At 62.7% G+C, this 21,020-nt stretch carries 19 protein-coding genes, 1 tRNA gene and 1 pseudogene; 13 read left to right on the top strand and 8 right to left on the bottom strand.

The features are described from left to right. Nucleotides 1-15 precede the first annotated feature (15 nt). The 7 genes from IP68_RS03685 to IP68_RS03660 all read right to left on the bottom strand — a co-directional run bounded on the left by IP68_RS03685 (nt 16) and on the right by IP68_RS03660 (nt 8,825). The gene (locus IP68_RS03685) at nt 16-2,310 is read right to left on the bottom strand and encodes an adenylate/guanylate cyclase domain-containing protein (protein WP_231683677.1); all 2,295 of its coding nucleotides are present in this window, start codon (nt 2,308-2,310) and stop codon (nt 16-18) included. After that, the gene (locus tag IP68_RS03680) at nt 2,307-2,768 is read right to left on the bottom strand and encodes a hypothetical protein (protein WP_150126334.1); all 462 of its coding nucleotides are present in this window, start codon (nt 2,766-2,768) and stop codon (nt 2,307-2,309) included. The genes IP68_RS03685 and IP68_RS03680 overlap by 4 nt, the downstream gene beginning before the upstream one ends. A 150-nt stretch (nt 2,769-2,918) precedes the next feature. Beyond that, nucleotides 2,919-3,077, bottom strand: a complete 159-nt coding sequence (locus IP68_RS20095; protein ID WP_156317921.1) for a hypothetical protein — start codon at nt 3,075-3,077, stop codon at nt 2,919-2,921. Between the two features lie 15 nt (nt 3,078-3,092). Continuing rightward, complete coding sequence (gene smc, locus IP68_RS03675; RefSeq protein WP_054133588.1) at nt 3,093-6,536, bottom strand: chromosome segregation protein SMC; 3,444 nt, start codon at nt 6,534-6,536, stop codon at nt 3,093-3,095. A gap of 103 nt (nt 6,537-6,639) precedes the next feature. After that, on the bottom strand, nt 6,640-7,386 hold the full coding sequence (locus IP68_RS03670) for a thioredoxin domain-containing protein (RefSeq protein ID WP_054133587.1): 747 nt from the start codon (nt 7,384-7,386) through the stop codon (nt 6,640-6,642). 60 nt (nt 7,387-7,446) lie between these two features. Continuing rightward, nucleotides 7,447-8,163, bottom strand: coding sequence for a thioredoxin domain-containing protein (locus tag IP68_RS03665; protein WP_054133586.1), 717 nt, complete (start codon nt 8,161-8,163; stop codon nt 7,447-7,449). After that, a complete protein-coding gene (locus tag IP68_RS03660) occupies nt 8,163-8,825 on the bottom strand; it encodes a DUF721 domain-containing protein (RefSeq protein ID WP_082382105.1) in 663 nt (220 codons plus the stop codon). The genes IP68_RS03665 and IP68_RS03660 overlap by 1 nt, the downstream gene beginning before the upstream one ends. A 29-nt stretch (nt 8,826-8,854) precedes the next feature. Here IP68_RS03660 and IP68_RS03655 point away from each other — a divergent pair, with 29 nt between their 5' ends. The 13 genes and pseudogenes from IP68_RS03655 to IP68_RS03605 all read left to right on the top strand — a co-directional run bounded on the left by IP68_RS03655 (nt 8,855) and on the right by IP68_RS03605 (nt 20,237). Further along, entirely contained in the window at nt 8,855-9,958 is a 1,104-nt protein-coding gene (locus IP68_RS03655; RefSeq protein WP_054133584.1) for an A/G-specific adenine glycosylase, read from the top strand. Nucleotides 9,959-10,003: 45 nt separating this feature from the next. After that, nucleotides 10,004-11,302 (top strand): serine hydrolase, encoded by a 1,299-nt coding sequence (locus tag IP68_RS03650; protein ID WP_054133583.1) that lies wholly within the window; start codon nt 10,004-10,006, stop codon nt 11,300-11,302. Nucleotides 11,303-11,325: 23 nt separating this feature from the next. After that, nucleotides 11,326-12,210 carry an NAD(+) diphosphatase gene (gene nudC / locus IP68_RS03645; RefSeq protein ID WP_054133582.1) on the top strand — a complete coding sequence of 295 codons (885 nt, stop codon included), beginning with the start codon at nt 11,326-11,328 and terminating at the stop codon, nt 12,208-12,210. A 105-nt stretch (nt 12,211-12,315) separates the two neighbouring features. After that, nucleotides 12,316-12,389 (top strand) — tRNA-Gly (locus IP68_RS03640). A gap of 199 nt (nt 12,390-12,588) precedes the next feature. Continuing rightward, nucleotides 12,589-13,821, top strand: coding sequence for an integrase arm-type DNA-binding domain-containing protein (locus IP68_RS03635; protein WP_054133581.1), 1,233 nt, complete (start codon nt 12,589-12,591; stop codon nt 13,819-13,821). Between the two features lie 63 nt (nt 13,822-13,884). Continuing rightward, nucleotides 13,885-15,590 (top strand): annotated as a pseudogene (locus IP68_RS20440) (DNA methyltransferase); the annotation flags it as partial. Nucleotides 15,591-15,638: 48 nt separating this feature from the next. After that, nucleotides 15,639-16,637 (top strand): type IIL restriction-modification enzyme MmeI, encoded by a 999-nt coding sequence (locus IP68_RS20435; RefSeq protein WP_197275710.1) that lies wholly within the window; start codon nt 15,639-15,641, stop codon nt 16,635-16,637. 4 nt (nt 16,638-16,641) lie between these two features. Then, the gene (locus IP68_RS20090; protein WP_156317920.1) at nt 16,642-17,355 is read left to right on the top strand and encodes a hypothetical protein; all 714 of its coding nucleotides are present in this window, start codon (nt 16,642-16,644) and stop codon (nt 17,353-17,355) included. A 101-nt stretch (nt 17,356-17,456) separates the two neighbouring features. Next, nucleotides 17,457-17,639: a helix-turn-helix domain-containing protein gene (locus IP68_RS03620; RefSeq protein WP_054133579.1), complete on the top strand. Its 183-nt coding sequence runs from the start codon at nt 17,457-17,459 to the stop codon at nt 17,637-17,639. A 10-nt stretch (nt 17,640-17,649) separates the two neighbouring features. Continuing rightward, complete coding sequence (locus IP68_RS03615) at nt 17,650-18,408, top strand: hypothetical protein (protein WP_156317919.1); 759 nt, start codon at nt 17,650-17,652, stop codon at nt 18,406-18,408. Beyond that, nucleotides 18,405-19,067: a hypothetical protein gene (locus IP68_RS20085; RefSeq protein WP_231683668.1), complete on the top strand. Its 663-nt coding sequence runs from the start codon at nt 18,405-18,407 to the stop codon at nt 19,065-19,067. The genes IP68_RS03615 and IP68_RS20085 overlap by 4 nt, the downstream gene beginning before the upstream one ends. Next, nucleotides 19,027-19,179, top strand: a complete 153-nt coding sequence (locus IP68_RS20810) for a hypothetical protein (RefSeq protein WP_369814816.1) — start codon at nt 19,027-19,029, stop codon at nt 19,177-19,179. Before IP68_RS20085 ends, IP68_RS20810 begins: the two co-directional genes overlap by 41 nt. A 143-nt stretch (nt 19,180-19,322) precedes the next feature. After that, nucleotides 19,323-20,237, top strand: coding sequence for an Abi family protein (locus tag IP68_RS03605; RefSeq protein ID WP_054133695.1), 915 nt, complete (start codon nt 19,323-19,325; stop codon nt 20,235-20,237). Between the two features lie 185 nt (nt 20,238-20,422). On the opposite strand, the gene IP68_RS20080 is transcribed toward IP68_RS03605, so the two are convergent. Beyond that, nucleotides 20,423-20,947 (bottom strand): hypothetical protein, encoded by a 525-nt coding sequence (locus IP68_RS20080; RefSeq protein WP_156317918.1) that lies wholly within the window; start codon nt 20,945-20,947, stop codon nt 20,423-20,425. Nucleotides 20,948-21,020: the final 73 nt, after the last annotated feature.

The raw sequence follows: 21,020 nt of genomic DNA, 5'->3' as shown, positions 1-21,020 counted from the left end.
CAATACGCATTGTGATTATTTGTCCTTCATCACCCAGACGCCGTCCCACGCCTGTGTCGGCGGGTTGGCCTGCATCGCGCGGCAGCGGTCGACATAGGTGCGCGACAGGCCGTCGCCCGGGTTCAGCGACAGGCATTTCTCGAAGCGGGCGATCGCCTCGTCCCAGCGGGCGGCACGATAGGCGATCATGCCGTCCTCGAAATGGCCGAGCACATCGCGCATCGCCGGAAAGGTCTGCGCGTCGTGATAGTCGAGCAGCTCGAATACGCGGACAGGCGCGGTCTTGCCCTTGACCACCACCAGATCGATATCGCGCATCCGGTAGGTGCCGTTGAACTTGGCAACGGTGGTCTCGCTCGCCAGGATGCGCGCGGAATAGGCCTTGCACGCGCTTTCCAGCCGGCTGGCGAGGTTCACGCCATCGCCGATCACGGTGTAGTCCATGCGCTTGGGGCTGCCGATATTGCCCGAAACGATGTTGTCGGTGTGGATGCCCACGCCCATGTCGACGGTCTTCAACCCCTTGTCGCGGCGCTGCGCGTTCCATTCCCACAAGGTGCGGATCATGTTTATGGCTGCGCGCGCGGCGCGATCGGGATCGTCGTCGTGCGGCATCGGCAGGCCGAAGCAGGCCATGATCGCATCCCCGATGAACTTGTCGAGCATGCCGCCCTGCGCGGTGATGCAGTCGACCATCAGGCTGAAATATTCGTTGAGGAACGACACCGTCCCTTGCGCGCCATATTCCTCGGTGATGGTGGTGAAGCCGCGGACATCGGTGAACATGATCGTCGCTTCGGCACTGACCCCGCCCAATAGGTCGAGCGCATCGCCATCCATCATCTGCGCGGCGATCACCGGGTCCATGTAGCGCGACATCGTCGATTTCATGCGCTTTTCGCTGCTGATGTCCTCGACCATCAGCATTGATCCCAGCTTGCTGTCGTCGCTTTCGGACACCAGGGGCATGATCGTGAGGTTGACCGACTTGTGCACGCCCGACAGCGCGACATCGGCATCGGGGAAGATGTCGCTGATGCGCTCCTCCTTCACCTTCTCGATCCGCTCGATGATCCAGCCACCGGTCTCGCCGAGCAGATCGGAAAGCAGCTGGCCCTGGACCTCTGCCGCCTTGCACGCCCAGATCCGCTCGATCGCCTGGTTGCAGGTGATCACCTTGCCCAGCGGATCGAGCGTGATCACCCCGTTGGACATGCTTTGCAGCACCGACTCGTTGTAGAGCTTCATTCGCTGGACGTCGTCGAACAGCTTGGAGTTCTCGAGCGCGATCGCGATCTGCCCGGTGAAGGTCTTGAGCTGCTGCTCGTCCTTGTCGGTGAACGCGCCGGTCTTCTTGTTGAGCACCTGGGTGACGCCGATGACCTCGCCCTGCTTGTTGATGATCGGCACGCACAGGATGCAGCGGGTGAAGAAGCCGGTCTGCCGATCGAAGCTGGGGTTGAAGCGCAGATCGGCATAAGCGTGCGGGATGTTGAGGCTCTGCCCGCTGGTGAACACCGTACCTGCGATCCCCGCGCTCGACGGGAAACGGATCTCGTTGACCTTGCCGCCGGCTGAAAACATCGAGAACAAGGTATCGGTGGCCTTGTCGTGGATGAAGATAGTCGCACGTTCAGCCTCGAACATCCGCACCGTTTCAGCCACCACGCGCTGCAGCAGCCGGGTGAGATCGACTTCCGAGCTGATCTCGGAAATCATCGAGAGAAACGCGAGCTCCTTGGCGCGGACCTGCTCGATCTCCTCGATCGATTGCAGGCTCTGCAGGAACACCGTCGCCTGGCTGGTCATCTCCTCGAGCAGCGAGACGTCCTCGGCGGTGAAGTCGCCCTCGTGCTTGTTGATGTTCTGCATCACCCCGATGATCTGGCCCAGCGGAGTGCGGACGGGAACGCACACGATGTTGCGCGTCTTGTAGCCGGTGCGCTGGTCGACCGTGCTGTTGAAGCGCGGATCGGCATAGGCGTCCTTGACCATCAGCGATTGCCCGGTCTGGAAGACCTCGCCCGCGATGCCCGATGTGTTGAGGATGCGGATTTCCTGGCTCTGGCTTCCTTGCGCAAAACGCGAATAGAGCTCGCCGGTCTTGGGATCGTTGAGGAACAATGTGCCGCGATCGCAATTGAGCTCGCGCGAGGTGAGTTCGACGAGCATGGCGAGCACGCCATCGATCTGCGTCATCGTCGCGCATTTGCGGGTGACCTCGAGCAGCACCTCGGTGCGGCGCAAGGCCGCGGCGCGCTGGTCTTCGGTCATCGGGCGGGCAAGGGTGTCGGCTATGGGGGGTGTCATGCGGCGGTCTGTCCCATGTGTGCGACCACGTGTTCGTCCAATCTTTCGCGCAGCGCCTGGACCTGCTGCTGCAGGGCCAGTCGCTCGCGGGCATGTTCGGCTTCCATCGTCATCCGCGCCTGATCGAATACGGCGCGTTCGCCGTCCAGCGTCAGCCGCAGGGCATCGATGCTGCCCCTGAGCTGGGCGATTTCGGCCTGCGCACCCGCGCGGTCTGCCTGCAGCGCGCGGTCATGCGCCTGTTGCTGCATCTCCATCTGATCGCGCATCTGCTGGATCGTGACGGTCAGGTCCGCGATCCGCGCGGCCTCTTCGGACTGGACGCGGGTGACGCGCCGGTCGGCCTCGACCGCTGCCGCCTCGAGCGACTGGCGCAGGCCATCGATCGTCGCCTGCAGATGCAGGTTGGCCGCGCGCATGTCGGAAAGCGTGTCAGGTGCAGTTTGGGCAAGTGTCATGTCGCAGTCGATCGTCCCCGCTGCCTGTGGTCCTATCGGTAACGGCGCAAGTCAAGCGCGGTTAACAGACCATTTGCCATATTTGGGACAATAGGCTGTGACAGCGGACACGTGGCTGAACATTTGTCCAGCCGAACACCGGGTCGATGTTCAGCCGTCGAGTTTCAACGCCTTGCGCAGTTCGGCATTGATCCGGCTCTGCCAGCCGGGCCCCGTCCAGACGATAGCGACAGCGCGACCATCCAGTTCACCGAAGGATACGATACGATCTTCGCCATAGACAAAACGATCGTCTGGGATTTCAATCAAACCCCTTGCGTCAAGCTACTCCGCCGCGAGCAGATCAACCGCGCCGCCAAGATCTACTGACACGAGGCGGCTGACCCCCTGCTCGACCATTGTCACCCCGAACAGGCGGTGCATGCGGCTCATCGTGACGGCGTTGTGGGTGACGATGAGGTAGCGGGTGTCGGTGACCCGGGCCATGTGGTCGAGCAGGTCGCAGAAGCGATCGATATTGGCGTCGTCGAGCGGCGCGTCGACCTCGTCGAGCACGCAGATTGGTGCGGGGTTGGTAAGGAACAGGCCGAAGATCAGCGCAACCGCGGTCAGCGCCTGTTCGCCGCCCGAGAGCAATGTGAGCGAGGAAAGACGCTTGCCCGGCGGCTGTGCCATGATCTCTAGCCCCGCCTCGAGCGGATCATCGCTGTCGATCATTTCGAGATGCGCCTTGCCGCCGTTGAACAGCCGGGCAAACAGATCGCGGAAATGGCCGTCCACCGCAGCGAATGCCGCCAGCAGGCGCTGGCGTCCTTCGCGGTTGAGCGCGCCGATCGATCCGCGTAGCCGCCCGATCGCCTCGACCAGCTCGTCATGCTCCGCGCGGATCGTCGCCATTTCGGTTTCCAGCGTGGCGAGTTCGTCGGCGGCGATCAGGTTGACCGCGCCCAGTCGTTCGCGCGCCTGGGTCAGCCGCTCGTGCTCGGCGGCCTCGCTATCGGCTCCGGCGATGCCCTCGGGGTCGAAGCCGAAGCGCTCGGGCAGCACCGGGGGCGGGCACTGGAAGCGCTCGCCGCAGCCCTGGGCAAGCTCGATCCGCCGCTGGTCCTGATGCTCGGCGCGGGCGCTGGCCCCTGCGCGCTCCTCGCGGGCAAGTGCCAGGGTTTCTAAGGCCGCCGCGGCGATCCGCTCGGCTTGCACCAGCGTCGTTTCTGCCTTGGCTGCATCGCTTTCGGCCTGCGCCTGGGCTGAGCGCGCGTCCTTCGCCGATTGCTCGAGCGCGGCGATCTGCGCGGTCAGCGCTGCGGGTTTCTCGGCGATCGCCTCGCGTTCGCCTGCCAGTTCCGCGGCACGCAGCTGCATGTCGCGCAATCGCTGCGCCGCCTCGCCCGAGCGGCCCTGCCAGCCCTTGATCTCCGCGCGGACCGTCGCGCGGCGTTCGCGCAGCGCGGCCAGCGCCTGTCCTTGAGCGGCGAGCGCAGCATGTGCCGAGCGCAGCGCGTTCTGCGCAGCCTGGGTGCGTTCGGCAAGCAGGGTGACCTGCTCGCGCTGGGCCCCGCCATCGGGAAGCGACGCGCGTGCTGCCTGTGCTGCTGCGCGCTCCGCCTCTGCAGCGGCGGTATCCTGCGCCAGCCGCTCGATGCGCTCGGCAAGATCGTCGCGGCGCTCGCCATCACGGGTCAGCGCGTGTTCGGCCTGGTCGCGGTCACGCAGCGCCTGGCGTTCTGCGACTTCGGCGGCATTGAGCGCGGCGGTCCCCGCAGCGATCCGCGCCTGCACCTCGGCCAGCCGCTGCTGGCTCTCGCCAAGCATGGCGTCGGCAGCGTCCAGCCGCGCCGCAAGCGCGGGCCGGGCGGCTTCGAGCTCGGTCAGCCGGGTGCGGCGTTCGAGCCTTTCCGCCGCGCCCGCGCCATCGCCCGAAGACACGAAACCGTCCCAGCGCCGCATCCGGCCATCACGGGTGACCAGCCGCATCCCGGGGGCGAGCGCCTGGCCGTCATCGGTGTCGGCGACCAGGATCATCGCCAGCCGGGCGCGCAGCGCATCGGGCGCGCGGACATGATCACCCAGCCGGACGGTGCCCTCCGGCGCCGTGATTGTAACGGGCTCGCTGGCGCTTCCGGTCCAGAAATGGCCGTCACCCTGCGCCGCGCCGATCACCGCACCCAAATCCTCTCCCAGCGCTGCCGCCAGTGCTTTCTCAAAGCCCTTGTCCGCTTGAACCTGATCGAGCGCGCGATCGCCTTTGCCGGAGCGCCTGGCCAGATCGCGCGTGAGCGCCTCGATCTCGCGCGCCATTGCGTTGGTCTCGGCGCGCAGCGTGGCAAGATCGGACTGCGCGGCATCGCGCGCTGCCACCAGCGCATCGCGCCCGGATTGCGCCTCGGCCAGCGTTCTGGATGCCGCCTCGCGATCGGCCGAGGTGCGGGCGCAGTCGGCCAGCGCCTCGTCGCGCAACCGTGCCAGCGCGGCGGCATCGCCCAGACCACCCAGCTGGGCGCGGGTCCGCTCGAGCTCGTCGCGCGCGCGGACCTCGCGCGTGCGTGCGGTGGCAAGCGCGGCATCGGCGACCTTGATATCGGCATCGGCGCGGGCAAGTTCGGCGCGTGCTTCGGCCAGCGCGACTTCCGCCTCGCGGACCGCGCGCTCGGCGCCATCCTGCGCCTGGGTCAGCGCCGGGCCGCGCACGTCTTCGGCAGCAAGATCGGACTGCACCCGCGTGTTTTGCGCCTCGAGCCGCTCCAGCGCGGCGGTGGCATCGTGCGTCAATCGGTCTTCGCGCGCGCTGTCCTCGGCGATCCGCGCCTGCTGGCGGTCGAGATCGGCCAGACGCTGCGCTGCGGCGTCGCGCTCGGCAGTCAGGGTGGCGACCCGATGCGCGAGCGACTGGCTCGCCTCGCGCGCGGTCTGCAGCGCCATCCGCGCGGTTGCCACCGCTTCGATCGTCGTGCGCTGGCGGGTCTGTGCTTCATCCTGAGCGGTCTGCGCTGCGACCACCCGTGCTTCTGCAGCCCCTGCCTCGTCGCGCGCCTGCTTCGCCGCGTCTGCTGCGGCACGCCAGCGGGCGAACAGCGCGCGCGCTTCGGCGAGCGCGATCTCGCGGCTGAGCGCGCGATAGCGCTCGGCGGCGCGCGCCTGCTTGGTCAGCGTCGCCGCGCGCGCTTCCATATCGCCCAGCACCTGCAGCAGCCGCTCGAGGTTCGCCTCGGTTGCACGCAGTTTCTGCTCGGCATCCTTGCGGCGGACGTGAAGGCCTGCGATTCCGGCGGCTTCCTCGAGCATCTGACGGCGTTCGGATGGCCGCGCGGAAATGACCGCGGCGATCCGCCCCTGGCTGACCAACGCAGGGCTGTGCGCGCCGGTGGCAGCATCGGCGAACAGCAGGGCGACGTCCTTGGCGCGCACATCGCGGCCATTGGCGCGATAGGCGCTGCCTGCGCCGCGCTCGATCCGCCGGACGACTTCCAGCTCGCCATCCTCGACCGAGACCGCCGCCAACACCGGCTGGCTAACCTCGGTAAGCAGCGAGACTTCGGCGAAATTGCGGGAGGGGCGGGTCGCGGTGCCGGCGAAGATGACATCTTCCATCCCGCCGCCACGCATCGACTTGGCAGAGCTTTCGCCCATCACCCAGCGGATAGCCTCCAGCAGGTTGGACTTGCCGCAGCCATTGGGGCCGACGATGCCGGTGAGCCCGGGTTCGATGCGCAGTTCGGCAGGTTCGACGAAGCTCTTGAACCCGCTGAGCTTCAATCGCTTGAACCGCATCGGCGCGGTGAAGGAAGGCGTATTGAAGGCGGGGGCGCTGATCGGCGCGCCGGGCGTTTCCGCCCGGTCGTCACCTGTCTCGATCAGCCCCCCCTGGTTCAGCTTAACGCGCTCCCATCGCCTGGATCTCGGTTTCTAGCGCCGGCCAGCCGGTGAACTCCACCTGGCGTCCGTTGAGGAAGAAGGTCGGCGTGCCCTGGATATTGTCCTCGCGGGTTGCCTTACCTGTGGCGTCGGCCAGCGCGCGCGCTGCGTCGATATCGGTCAGGCACTGGTTCGACTGATCGCGCGAGATGCCGCGCTGCGCGAAGAAGTCGGTCAGCCCCGTGCCCTCGGCCAGCGCGACATAACGCTGGTTGTCGGGGAGCGCGAGCACCTGGTCGAAGCGCTGCTGGCCCATCGCCTGCGCCTTGGTGAAGATGTCGGCCTGGTTGGCCAGCACCTGCTCGGTCAGCGCGAAATAGCTTTCCTGCGGGCCGCAGCGGGTCAGCATCGATGCGGTGAGATCGAGCGGTTCGCGCACGAAGTTGCGCAGTTCGAAGCTCACCCGGCCGCTGGCGACATATTTGTCGCGGATGGTGGCGAAGGCGGTTTCGGCGAAATCGGCGCAATGGCTGCAGGTGAGCGAGGCATATTCGACCAGCTTGATCGGAGCTTCGGGGTTGCCCAGCACGAAATAGCCGTCCGCCGTCTTGGTGACGGTCTCGGACCAGTTCTTGCCGGCGGGTGCGGGGATCGCCGCGATCGGCTCCTTGCTGGCGGCACCTTCGGCGGTGGTGTCCGCCTCGCCACCGCACGCGGCGAGCGACAGCATCAGGGGCAGGGCAATCAGGCTGGCAATACGCTTCATAAGGGCTTGGTCCTTGTCATTCAGATCCGCGCATGTCGGATAACCTCGTGTGATGGCGCTTTAGCGGCTGGCCAGCAGCGGTTCCAGACTTTTCCAGTCGTACACATTGGCCAGCAGCTTGCCGCCCAGCGTGAAGCTGGGGGTGCCCTGCACCTTGACCGTGTCGGTGGCGAACTTGGTCATCGCCAGCACCTTGTTCTGTTCGGTCTTGTTGGCCAGGCACGCATTGATCTGCGCATCGGTGGCGAGCGGCGCGTGGCGGCGCAGCTCGTCGTACAGGCCAAGATCGCTGGCGATCCGCTGCAGCCGCGCGTTGGTATCGCCCTGATACCATGCCGCCTGGCCCTCGCGGCCCATGCTGCCCGCCTTGCCCAGCCAGGTCTTCTGGCTGGCGAGCAGGCCCTTGTGCCGCCGGAAGAAGCTGCGCGGCTCGCCGCAGCGCGCCAGCAGCGCGACTGTCAGGTCGACAGGGTCGCGGATGAAGTTGCGCACTTCAAGGCTGGTCTTGCCGGTAGCGATGAACCCGTCGGCCAGCGCAGGGTTCGATTCCTGCTCGAATGCCGCGCAATGCGGGCAGGTATAGCTCATGTATTCGATGATCTTCTGCGGCGCGGCGGTGTTGCCGCGGACATGGCCACCGACATCCGACTGGCTGACCTTGTCGGTCCAGGCGGTGGCGGCGCTTTGCGCGGTCCCTGCCACGGGCAGCAGCGCGGCTGAAGCGGCGGTCAGGGCAAATGCGGTCAGGGCGATCAGGGGGCGCAGGGGCGCTTTCATCAATGGACCTCGTCAGATGGTGGCGGCGCAAACAGGCGCACGGGTTTGAGATTGTCGCTTTTCAGCTTAACCGGGGCTGCACGCGCTGCCTCGGCCGCAGCCTCGCGTGCCTCCTTGTCGGCCATCGAGCGTGCGAGCGATTCGAGAACGGTCTGCAGTTCCGGGTCGCCGATCGGCTTGAGGCCATCGGCAGGCGCGATAGCCATCGGCTTGAGCGACGGCGGCGCTGCGGGGCGCGGCTCGGGCCGCAGCGGGCGGCTGAGCGCGCCATGGCGGTATCGCACCCGCGCTACCGCCTCATAGCCGAAGAAGCGGTTCACCCGCGCAATGATCTCGGGCTCGGCATGCTGCATGAAGACCGCGGTCGCGCTGGTGACCACCAGATTGAGCGTGCCCTGCGCCTTCTGGCCGCGCGGAAAGGCAATCGATTCGGGGCTGGCCATCGCGGCATAACGCGGCCCTGCAATCTCGGCCCAGCGGCTGACCAGCGAGCTCTGCACGAAACCGAAGCGGCGAAAGCTGGTTTCGCCGATCGCCGGGATCAGGTCGGCAATGCCGCGCGCCTCGCCGCCGCGCGCGCGCGCAGGGCGGGCAGGCGCCGTCGCTGCCTTCTTGCGCGCCGATGCAGACGGCTTTGCAGTTTGGGGCTTATCGCGTTCCATATCGCAGCCGACCATGGCATAGCCGGGCCATGCCCGTCGAGTGTCGCGAGAAAATTGTGGATGAGCGCGAGGCTCCGCGAATCGCGGCTGCCTTGCTCGATCATTACGATACGCACGCCCGCAAGCTCGCCTGGCGCAATTCGCCGCAGCAGCGCGCAGCCGGGGTGCGGCCCGATCCGTATCGTGTCTGGCTGTCCGAGGTGATGCTGCAGCAGACCACGGTCGCTGCGGTCACCAGCTATTTCAACGCCTTCACCGGACGCTGGCCAACGGTCGAGGCGCTGGCGGCGGCTCCGGCCGAAGACGTGCTCGCGGCCTGGGCGGGGCTGGGCTATTATGCCCGTGCGCGCAACCTGATCGCCTGCGCGCGCGCGGTGGCGGCTGATCATGGCGGGCGTTTTCCCGACACCGAACCGGGATTGCGCGCGCTTCCCGGCATCGGCGACTATACCGCCGCTGCCGTCGCGGCGATCGCCTTCGACCGGCCATCGGCGGTGGTCGACGCCAATGTCGAGCGGGTCACCGCGCGGCTGTTTGCGATCCACACCCCGTTGCCCGCCGCAAAATCCGCGATCCGCGCAAAAGTCGCGCAGATGCTGCCCGCTGCGCGGCCCGGGGATTTTGCGCAGGCCATGATGGACCTGGGCGCCACGATCTGCACCCCGCGCAACCCCTCGTGCCTGCTGTGCCCGGTCGCCGGCTGGTGCGGGGCGCGGGCGCAGGGGATTGCCGAATCATTGCCGGTCAAGCCGCCCAAAAAGGCAAAGCCCGCGCGCACCGGCACCGCCTGGTGGATCGAGCAGCAGGGCCATGTCCTGCTGGTCCAGCGCGCCGACAAGGGGATGCTCGGCGGCATGCGCGCGCTGCCCGACGACGGCTGGTCTGCAAGCCGTAACGGCAATCGCGCGCCGCCGCTTGCGGGCCAGTGGACGCAGCTCGATGCCGCGGTCGCGCACGTCTTCACACATTTTTCGCTCGACCTGTCATTGGCGCTTTATCGCGGGCCCCAAATCGATAAGGTTGCCTTTGAAAACCTGAATGGTGCGTGCTGGTGGCCCGTCGAGCGGATTGAGGAGGCGGGGTTGCCGACGCTGTTCGCCAAGGCCGCGCGTATCGCCATTCAGCATCGATAAAGCCGCGTCCGCCAAAGGCGGGGCAAAGACGAACAGGAGCAGACTATGTCGAAGGTGTTGAACCAGATGCCGAACTTGAGCCGCCGCCATGTGCTGGGATCCGCCGGGCTGCTTGGCCTGTTCGCGGCGATGCCGGGCTATGCCCGGGCGATGGTGACCGGCGATTTCGGGCTGATCCGCGCGCAGGTCGAAGACTATGTCGCGTCCAAGAAGGTCGCCGGCATGCTGGTGTCGCTGGGCTTCGGCGCGCAGGAAGCCGCATTGATCGGCGCGGGCAATCTGGCTCTGGACATCCCCACCCCGGTCGATGCCAATTCGCTGTGGCGCGTCTATTCGATGACCAAGCCGATCGCGGGCATGGCCGCGATGATCCTCGTCGACCAGGGCAGGCTCAAGCTCGACCAGCCGATCGCGGACTTCATCCCCGAATTTGCGAACATGAAGGTGCTGACCGATCCCGCCAAGAGCCTGGATGCAGTGCCCGCCAAGACGATGATCACCCCGCGCCACCTGATGACGCACACCGCTGGCCTGGGCTACAACATCGTCACCAAGGGCCCGCTGCTCGAGGAATACAACAAGCTCGGCATCAATCCCGCCGCGGTCAGCAAGACCCCGATTCCCGGCTTCCCGATGCCCGCGCCGACCCCGCCAATCGACGAGTTCGCGCGCCGTGTCGCCTCGCTGCCGCTGGTCGCCGAGCCGGGCACGATCTGGAGCTATTCGATCGGGCTCGACCTTCTGGGCTATGTCATCCAGGTCGCCAGCGGCATGGAACTGGGCGCGTTCCTGCAAAAGGCTATGTTCGATCCGCTGGGCATGACCAGCAGCTACTGGACCGTTCCGCAGAGCGAAGTTCCGCGGCTGAGCACCAATTACGCGCCGTTTGCAGGCGCGCTGATCCCGATCGATCCGGCGCAGGACAGCATCTTTACCACGCCGCCAGCCTTCCCGTTCGGCGGCGCCGGACTGGTCAGCAGCGCGCGCGATTACGACCGGTTCCTCGGCATGCTGGTCGGCAAGGGCCAGCTGGGCGGCACGCGGATCATGTCCGAGCAGACCGCATTGCTCGGCATGTCCAACCTGCTTCCCGACACCGCGGTCACCAAGGGCACCTGGGTGGAAGACCAGGGCTTCGGCGCGGGCGGACGCGTGGGCCTGGGCAATGCCAAGGGCCCTGCAGGGACCTATGGCTGGGGCGGTGCAGCCGGAACGGTGGCGTTTGTTGACCATGTCCGCGGCATCCGCGCATCGGGCTTTACCCAGTACATGCCGGCCGAAAGCTATCCGTTCCAGCGCGAATTCCCCAAGATGATCTACGACCAGCTGCAGGCGATGGGCTGATCGGCCGCAACGGGGGAAGCGCTATGTCCTTGTCGCTGATTGCTCCGGCGCTGACCGGGGGGCGGATCGACCGTGCCGATCAGGTCCGCGTCGATCCCGACCGGCTCGCCGGCTACATGAACTGGAAGGCGAAGCTGCTCACGCTCAACGGGCTCGAGCCCGAGGTCAGCGTCGAGGGACGGCTGGTCTGGCACAGCCTTGCCGATGCCGCGCCCGACAGCGAGCTGATCTTCCTGGGGCTGATGGACGACAAAGCGCATTTCGCCGAATTGAAGCGCAGCGAGCCCGGCTCGAGCCTGCACTACAACCCGCGCGTCTGGCAGATGCTCGCCAGCCTGCCCGCCGACGAGCTCGCGTTGTACGGCGGCGCGCGCACCCTGATCGACTGGCACGCCCGCCACCGCTTCTGCTCGCTGTGCGGGGCCGCCAGCACGATGTCCAAGGGCGGCTGGTCGCGGACCTGTTCGGGCTGCGGCGCGGAGCATTTTCCGCGTGTCGATCCGGTCACGATCATGTTGTCCGAATATCAGGGCAAGGTCCTGCTCGGCCGCCAGCCGCGCTTTCCCGCGCGCCGCTTTTCCGCGCTGGCAGGCTTTGTCGAGCCGGGCGAGGGCATCGAGGAAGCGGTCGCACGCGAGCTGTTCGAAGAAGCGGGAATCCGCGTGCGCAACGTGCGCTATGTCGCCAGCCAGCCCTGGCCGTTCCCGTCCTCGCTGATGATCGCCTGCACCAGCGAGGCGCTGAGCGACGAACTCACGCTCGACACCACCGAGATCGAGGAGGCGGGCTGGTTCAGCGCCGCCGAGGTCCGCGCCGCGATGGCAGGCGACGAGACCGCCCCCTTCATCGCGCCGCCCCCATTCGCCATCGCGCATGACCTGCTCAAGCACTGGCTGGACGCGCAGTAGACACCGGCTCTGGCTCCGACTGTCGTTTTGCAGTCAAACCAGATATTGACGCTCCCGGTAGCAAGTGGCATTAGCGCCCTCGCATCGCAAACGCGACCCATGCGCGCGGGTATAGCTTAGTGGTAAAGCTCCAGCCTTCCAAGCTGGCTATGAGGGTTCGATTCCCTCTACCCGCTCCATTTTCCTGACCAGCATCGTCCGCTTTCGTCTAGAAAAACCCCAGAAATCCCTGTATTCTAGCCATCACAAGGCCAGTCGCGTTCATAGGCGTTCACACACTGTCACCCGATTTTGGGGGCCAAGGTGGGGGCCATGGGCGGGGGCCATTGGGAATGGCCCCCATGATGGAGGCCACGTTGTTCGAGAGCGGCGGCGATCATGGCGTTGACAGATATTGCGATCCGGAATGCGAAGTCCCGGCCCAAGCCTTACAAGATGGCCGATGCCCTGGGCCTGTTCCTGCTGGTCCAGCCGTCTGGCGGCAAACTGTGGCGGCTGAAATATCGGGTTGAAGGCCGCGAAAAGAAGCTGGGCTTTGGCGTCTATCCCTATGTGAGCCTGAGTGATGCCCGCAAGCGCCGCGATGAAGCCCGCGAACAGCTGGCATCTGGCAAAGACCCGTCACGCGAAAAGCAACGCGACAAGGCCAAGGCGCGAATCGATGCTGGCAACACCTTCACGGCTATTGCAGGTGAGTATTGTCAGAAGCGCAGGGGGGATGGGCAAAAGGGCTGGGCACCGGCAACCGCCACCCGTAGTGAATATCTGCTGTCCCTGCTGAACGGTTCGATCGGTCGCATGGCAATCAACGAAATCGAGCCGATCGACATTTTGGGGGCCATTCGCAAAATTGAAAGCAGGGGCAATCTGGAAAGCGCGCGGCGCACGCTCCAGCTGGCAGGGGCAGTGTTCCGCTATGCCGTGGCGACCGCGCGGCTGGCGTCTGACCCGACCCGCGATCTGCGCGGCGCACTGACCGCACCGACCGTCACGCACTACGGCGCTATCACCGATGCAGCCCGCGTAGGCGAGTTGCTGCGCGCGATCGACGGCTATGATGGGCAGGGCTTCACCAAGCTGGCCATGCAGGTTGCGCCGCATGTGTTTGTTCGCCCCGGCGAACTGCGCCATGCCGAGTGGAGCGAGTTTGATCTGGATGCAGGCCTTTGGTCGATTCCGGCCGGAAAGATGAAATCGCGCAAGGCCCATCAAGTGCCCTTGTCAAAGCAGGTGCTGGAAATGTTGCGCGATCTGCATTCGCTGACCGGCCCCGATGGCTATGTGTTTCCATCGATCCGCAGCCGTGCCCGCCCTATGAGCGAAAACACCATCAACGCGGGCCTGCGCAGGCTGGGCTATTCCAGCACCGAAATGACCGCGCACGGTTTCCGCGCCATGGCATCGACCTTGCTGAACGAAAGCGGCAAGTGGCATCCCGACGCTATCGAACGGGCGTTGGCGCATGGCGACACCGACAAGGTGCGCGCGGCATACCATCGTGGCGCGCACTGGCAGGAACGGGTGGAAATGGCGCAATGGTGGAGCGACTATCTGGACCAGCTGCGCAAGGGCGCGGACATTGTTCCCTTCCCTGAACGCGCGGCGGGATAATTTTCCACACACCTTGGCGATCTGACCGGACGGCGCTAACCTGTAACGGATGCAGGGGGATACATGCGCTTAGGCTGGGATGAAATAAAACGGCGGGCCAAAGCGTTTAGCGACGAATGGAAAGACGCGCATTACGAGCGCGGCCAGACGCAAACCTTCTACAACGAGTTTTTCGAGATTTTCGGCATCAAGCGAAAGCAGGTGGCGATCTATGAACAGCGCGTAAAACTGCTGAATAGCCGCCATGGCTTTATCGATCTGTTCTGGCCGGGAACGCTGCTGGTCGAACAGAAAAGCCATAGTTTGGACCTGAACCGGGCGCAGGGGCAGGCGCTCGATTACGTGGAAGGCCTGCACCCGACACAGCAGCCCCGATGGGTGCTGACTTGCGATTTCCAGTCATGGGTGCTGTTGGACCTTGAAAGCGGCAATGAGCTGCGGTTCCGCCTGGCCGATCTGCACAAGCATATCACCGCGTTCGATTTCATGCTGGGCCGCAAGGTCACGTTTGAAACACAGGCCAATGTCACCATCAAGGCTGCCGAATTGATGGGCAAGCTGCACGATGCGCTGGAGGATTCAGGCTATACCGGGCACGATCTGGAGCAATTGCTGGTCCGGCTGCTGTTCTGCCTGTTTGCCGACGACACCGGCATATTCCAGCCCAAAGACCTGTTTCTGCAACTTGTCGAGAATGACACGCGCCCCGATGGTAGCGATACGGGCCGCGTCATCAATGATCTGTTCGACGTGCTGGATACGCCTGAGAATGCCCGCCAGACAACGCTACAGGCGGAACTGAACGCTTTTCCCTATGTGAATGGCCGGTTGTTCTCTGGACGCCTTAGAACGCCACATTTCACGCAAATTATGCGGGAACACCTGCTAGACGCCGCGCGCCATGACTGGTCCGGTGTATCGCCTGCCATTTTCGGTTCGCTGTTCCAGTCGGTCATGGATGCCAAGCAACGCCGGGCCAAGGGCGCGCACTACACCACCGAAACCAATATCCTTAAGGTCATCGGCCCGCTGTTTCTGGATGACCTGAAGGCGGAGCTGGCGGCGATCATTGCTCGCAAGACCGGTCGGGACAAGGCGCTGACAGAGTTTCAGCACAAGCTGACCCGGTTGACCTTTTTCGATCCGGCCTGCGGCTGCGGCAATTTTCTGGTCATCGCCTATCGGGAAATCCGGCGGCTGGAACTGGAGGCGCTCAAAGCCCAATATGGCGACCAGCAGATAGATGCCGCGCTGCTGTCCCGTGTGACTGTCGATCAATTCTATGGCATTGAGTACGAGGAATTTCCGGCCAAGATTGCCGAGGTGGCCATGTGGATGATGGACCATATCGCCAACAATGCGATCAATGAGGCATTCCGGCTGAACTATGCTCGCATCCCGCTGAAAGACAGCGCCCACATATTGGGCGGCCCAGTCGAGGGCGATGCGCTAGAGGCCGATTGGTCAGCCCTGCTGCCACCGGAAAAGTGCAGCTACATAATGGGTAACCCGCCATTTGTGGGTAAAAAGGAGCAACTGAAGCCGCAAAAGGTGCAGGCGACTTAGATTACGTTGCCTGTTGGTTCGAGCTTTCAAGCCGTTACATTTATGCGAATCCCAAGATTAAAGTTGCGCTCGTTTCGACTAATTCAATCACGCAAGGAGAGCAGGTTGCGCCCTTGTGGAACAGATTGTTTTCACGTTACCAAGTTCGGATTTTCTTCGCACACCGGACATTTGAGTGGTCAAGTGAAGCGCGCGGCAAAGCTCACGTGCACGTTGTGATTATTGGCCTAGCACACGTACAGAACGCCGGGATGACGACCTTATTTGACTATCCTGATAAGGCTGTTGCTCCAACGGAATTGCGCGTAACCCGCATCAGTCCATATCTTGTTGAAGGCCCACCACTTTCGGTCCAAAAATCACGTCAGCCGCTTACTCCTCGGCCCCTGATCCAAAAAGGCAGTGAGGCGACCGATTTCGGGCACCTAACACTGACGGTGCAAGAAGCTAATGCCATGAAGGAAGCTCCGGGCTTCCGATCGGAGTGGTTGCGCGTATTTATTGGAGGCGACGAGTATATCAACGGGGGAATGCGGTTTTGTCTCTGGTTACTGGGTGCAAACCCCGACGATTTGCGCGCGTGCCCTGAGGTAATCCAGCGCACTAAAGCAGTAGCAGAAGCCCGGAGCGCTAGCGACAAGCCGCGAACAAGGCTTTGGAGCAAATATCCAAGCCTTTTTTCTGAGAACCGCCAGCCAAAGGCCCGGTATCTATTGGTCCCAAAGGTTTCGTCGCAGCGACGCGAATACATTCCTATTGGATATTGTGATCCTGAAATTATCGTAAGCGGGAGTGCGCAGGCAATAGAAAATGCAGATTTGCTGACATTCGCTATACTATGTTCAAATATCCATATGGCATGGATGCGAGCCGTTGGCGGTCGAACGAAAAGCGATTATCAATACTCAAACTCTCTCGTCTACAACACCTTCCCATGGCCCGACGCCACGCCAGCGCAGCGCGCCAAGGTGGAGGCATTGGCGCAGGCCGTGCTGGATGCCCGCGCCGCGCACACGACGTGCAGCCTGGCCGATTTGTATGACCCCGACACCATGCCCGCCGATCTGCGCCGTGCGCACACCGCGCTGGACCGCGCCGTTGACCGCCTCTACCGCGCCGCCCCCTTCGAAACCGACCGCGACCGGGTGGAACACCTGTTCGGGCGCTATGAGGCCTTGGTAAACCCTCTGGAACGACTAGGCGCGGCGAAAAATCGCCGCGTAGCGCGCAAAGCAGAGGCAAGGGGTTGATCCGGTGGACGGTGGGTATCAGTCTTGCTGGATACCAGCCTCGGCAGCCTTCAAAGCCCTGCGCCAACAGTATGAAGAGCATCACCTTTATGGGGATGAAGAACACTGCTGGAAGGCCGCGCATGATACACTTTTACGGCGCTTGCAGTCTGGACAGTTGGCAGGACGGGCGGCTCAAGTTTTATTCGAATGGGATGATGGATCGGAACCATCAGAACCACTTTGCCCTGATCGCAATGGTAGGGTTTTAGTGCCAAGTCGTTTTTGGACCTATTTTCTTCAAAGCAAATCGATCCATCGCGAGGCTGATTGGCTGCCGGGTGATTTTAGTTTCACTCTGTCTTACTCCAGCGGTTTTGGACGGCTCGACGCAACATGCAAAGGCACTGTCATTGGGCTGGAAGTTGATGAAAATGATCTCCCGAAACTAGCTTGGACGGGCAATAAAGAAGCTTCAGGCCGTGGTTCGATGCAATCCGCTGTTGCGCGTTCGGGTGGACGATCCCCTGCCAAATGGTGGCCTGATTTTGCTGAGGAACTGGCTCTTTATGTCCATGAGTGCGGCATTCCAGATGGGCAAGGGCACGATGGGCAATCAGAAATGATGGAAGCTATCTTCAAGCGGCTGGCTGAGGCCGGAAAACCCGAACCCGGTCGGGCAACGGTGCAGTCGGTCATCAATGCCGTCATGGCCCGTATTCGTTCAGCCGGAAACTAGCAACGCTGTGCTTTCCGGCCCAATCCGGCCCCAACTGGCTGACTGAATGCCAGCAACCGGCACACAATGGCCCCGTTCACAGACGAACGGAGCAAGACACCATGAATACCCCGACCGATCCATTCCAGCCGCTAGCCTATTCGATCAAAGAGGCTAGCCGCGTTTCATCGCTGGGCCGCACCCGCCTGTATCAGTTGATAAGTGAGGGGCGGCTGGAGGCCCGCAAGGTGGGCAAGCGCACCCTGATACCCGCTGCATCACTGCGCGCCCTGATCGACGCCTGAGGCCCGGCATATGGCACGCAAACACAAATCGTCCGCACCTAACCAGACTGGCCGCAACAAGACCCGGCGCTTTGCCCTGTTGCCGCACAGTTTGTTGATGACCAACGCTTATCGCAGCCTCAACCCCAATGACCGCTCCCTGCTGGTCGAACTGACCATGATGGAGAACGGGAGCAACAATGGCAGCCTTTATCTGAGCGTGCGCGATGCCGCAGACCGAATGGGCATTGCCGATCTGAAAGCGGCCAGCCGGTCGTTTGATGCCCTTACGGAGCTGGGCTTCATCGAAATGACGCAGGCATCATGGTTTCGCGTCAAGGCCGCAGAACATTCGAGGGCGCGCTGTTGGCGGTTAACCTGGCTAACCGGGCCGGGCCGCAAAGCCGCGTCATGTGCATTTGAGCGGCGCGAACCTGAACCCAAGACACGCGCATACAAGCGGATGGAGCGTGGCCAGCTTGCATTGAACGCGTATCGCAAAGCCAAAACGGCGGGACGTTTGCCGGTGGTGGATACCGATACGATGACCGGAATTGCACCTGAAATGCCAGTGCCAGCGGTGGTGGATTCCAATACGCTGAATGCAGGAAATGGCGGAAAACTGCCAAACTGGCTCATGGCGGATTCCATGGCACATACAGCTGTTACCATGGGTAATGTGCTGGAGCGCAGGCTGGCAGGTTGGTTCGAACCTGACTGGAGCCTGCCGATTGCATGTTTCGCATTCGCCGCGTCATTGGCCAGCCACCAACGAAAGATTGCAGCATGACCCGCAAAAGCGCCACTCAGAAACCAGCTGACCGGCCTGTTCAGATCGATGCCAAGCAAGGCGAAACCGAAACTGACACCATGGCTAGGGTGATGGTCGGACCATATCTGCGCCATGGCATCGTGAGCAGCACAATTAGCAACAAGATGGTTGGCACCCTACCCGGCGACCCCAAAATGGATGATTTCGCCAAGGTCATCAAAAGGAATGCGAACGTTGCCCTAAAAGGTGACCTGACCATTGCCAGCGAAATCCTGACTGCGCAGGCGTTGACGCTCGATTCCATCTTTACCGAAATGGCGCGGCGATCTGCCATCAATATGGGCGACTATATCAAGGCATCGGAAACCTACATGCGGGTGGCCTTGAAGGCGCAGGCCAATTGCCGCGCCACGCTGGAGGCGCTGGCCAAGCTACACCAACCCCGCGAACAGACCGTGCGCCATGTGCATGTGAACGAAGGCGGGCAAGCGGTCGTTGCCGATAACTTCCATCACCATACGGGGGGCAGTGAAAATGCAAAAATTGGCAAACAATCCCATGCAACCGGCGCAGCTGGTCCAGACCCGGCGCTGCCTGGCCCTGACCCGCTCGGGAACGGCGTGCCAATCGCCAGCAGTGAGCGGGAAGCGGCGATGCAGGATGCACGGCGGGACTAACCCTGGCCCACCCAAGGGCAACCGGAACGCGCGCAAGCATGGCGGCTATTCTGCGGCGACCAAAGCGGCCATGCGGGAAATGCGGGAGCTGGCAAAGCTGCTGGACGAATGAACCGGGTGAACCGATCGGTTATTGCTTTGTTGGGGATTTGATCCTATTTCAACGTCAATCGCACCCGCCCGGCCTCTGTTCGAAAGGACATGCACACTGGGCGGGTCTTTTGTTTCTGGCGCATCAATGCCACTATCGGCGACATGACCCGCGCATATGCAAAACCCACACTGACATGGCAGCAGCAGATTGCACATTTGCGATCTGCTGGGATGCTAATTGATGATGATGCCAAGGCTGAATATTGGCTTAGGCATGTCAGCTATTATCGCCTGAGTGCGTATTGGCTGTATTTCGAGCATCCGAAGGGCCAAGCTGGCCCGCGCTTTCGGGCCGGAACGACCTTTGACCGGGTGACCGCACTATACGATTTTGACCGATTGCTTCGTCGTTTGATTATGCGAGGCACAGAGCATGTTGAAATCGCGTTGCGGGGAAGTTGGGCTTATCAGCTAGGCCTGCAAGGTGACGGTCACACGTATTTGGATGCAAGCCTTTACAGCAATAGGACGCATTTTCAGGGCGACCTAGCCAAGGTTGCTGGCGAGACGGGACATTCACGCGAAACATACATCAAACACTATCGAGAAAAATACGATGTTCCACCGCTGCCACCCGCCTGGATGGCTGCTGAGATGATGTCGTTCGGGCAGTTGTCCAGATGGTATTCCAACTTAGCCGATCGTTCGCTGCGCAATCGCATAGCACAGCCGTTGGGCTTGCCTGAAGCCGTCTTGGTCCCCTTTATCCGCCACATCACCGACATAAGGAACATCTGCGCCCATCACGGACGACTTTGGAACAGGCAGTTTCTGATTGCCCCAAAGATTGCACAGAAGCCCGATCGCCTGCGAAACACGCTCGATCAAACAGCGACGCAGGCTCCTGCCAAGCTCTACAACGCAGCGTGCACCGTGGGACATATCGTTAATACTGTCGCACCGGATTCGTCCTGGCTAGCTGATTTAGCGCAGCATGTGGCCAGCAATCCCGAGAACGATTTGGCATCAATGGGCTTTCCGATGGATTGGCAAACCCGCCCTATGTGGACGACCTAAGCGGGGGCGACAAAGCTGTCATTGATGGCCTCACAAACACTTCTGGGGGCCAGATTGGGGGCCATCTGAAAACCGTATCGGTTTAAATTAAATAATATCAATGGATTGGTATTATTTTGCGGTTCCCTCTACCGCTCCAAGGCCTCTCGCACGAGGTCCGAAAACGTAGCGTAAGCTGCCGTTTTTCAGCGCTTTTTTGTGATATGCCTTCCCAGCGGTTCGAGCGTAATGTTGCCCTGCACATTGTCCATCTGGTGGGGTTTTTGATGGACCTGCGGCATAACTTGCCGGCGAAAGGTCCATCGCAATGACCGGAAGTGCCAGATAACCGGGGCTTGCAATTGCAACACTCGCGCACGCGAAGCCCAAGCCATCGATTGCAAACTGTCTGACCGGGACGGAATACTGGCGGATGAACTACCGTCATATTGCCGGGCAGACGCGAGGCAGGCCTCCTTGAGGCCCGACGCCTGATCGCAGACGGCATCGATCCGGTCGACCAGGCCAGGCTGCACAAAATCGCCGACAGCATTGCGGCGTCCGACTCCGCCAACTTGGTGGCTGCCGAATGGCTGGAGAAGGTCAGGCTTGCTGGTCTGCCCGCCATCTTCCTCCAGATTTGAGCAATTTCCGGCTCTCTGGAAGGAACTGGATAGGATGCGTGGTCTCGCGGCGGATCGTCGGCGCGCCAGCGAACCGAATGGTTTCATGCAAATAAGCCTGCCCAGCCACGGAATTCCGGGGGCGCCAACTCTATCTGCCGGGGATCGACAGGTGTGGTGG

It is taken from the genome of Blastomonas sp. AAP25 (assembly GCF_001295965.1).
GTDB classification, from domain to species: domain Bacteria; phylum Pseudomonadota; class Alphaproteobacteria; order Sphingomonadales; family Sphingomonadaceae; genus Blastomonas; species Blastomonas fulva.
Note: the sequence above shows the minus strand (reverse complement) of the source record. Positions and strands in the feature narration are given on the sequence as shown.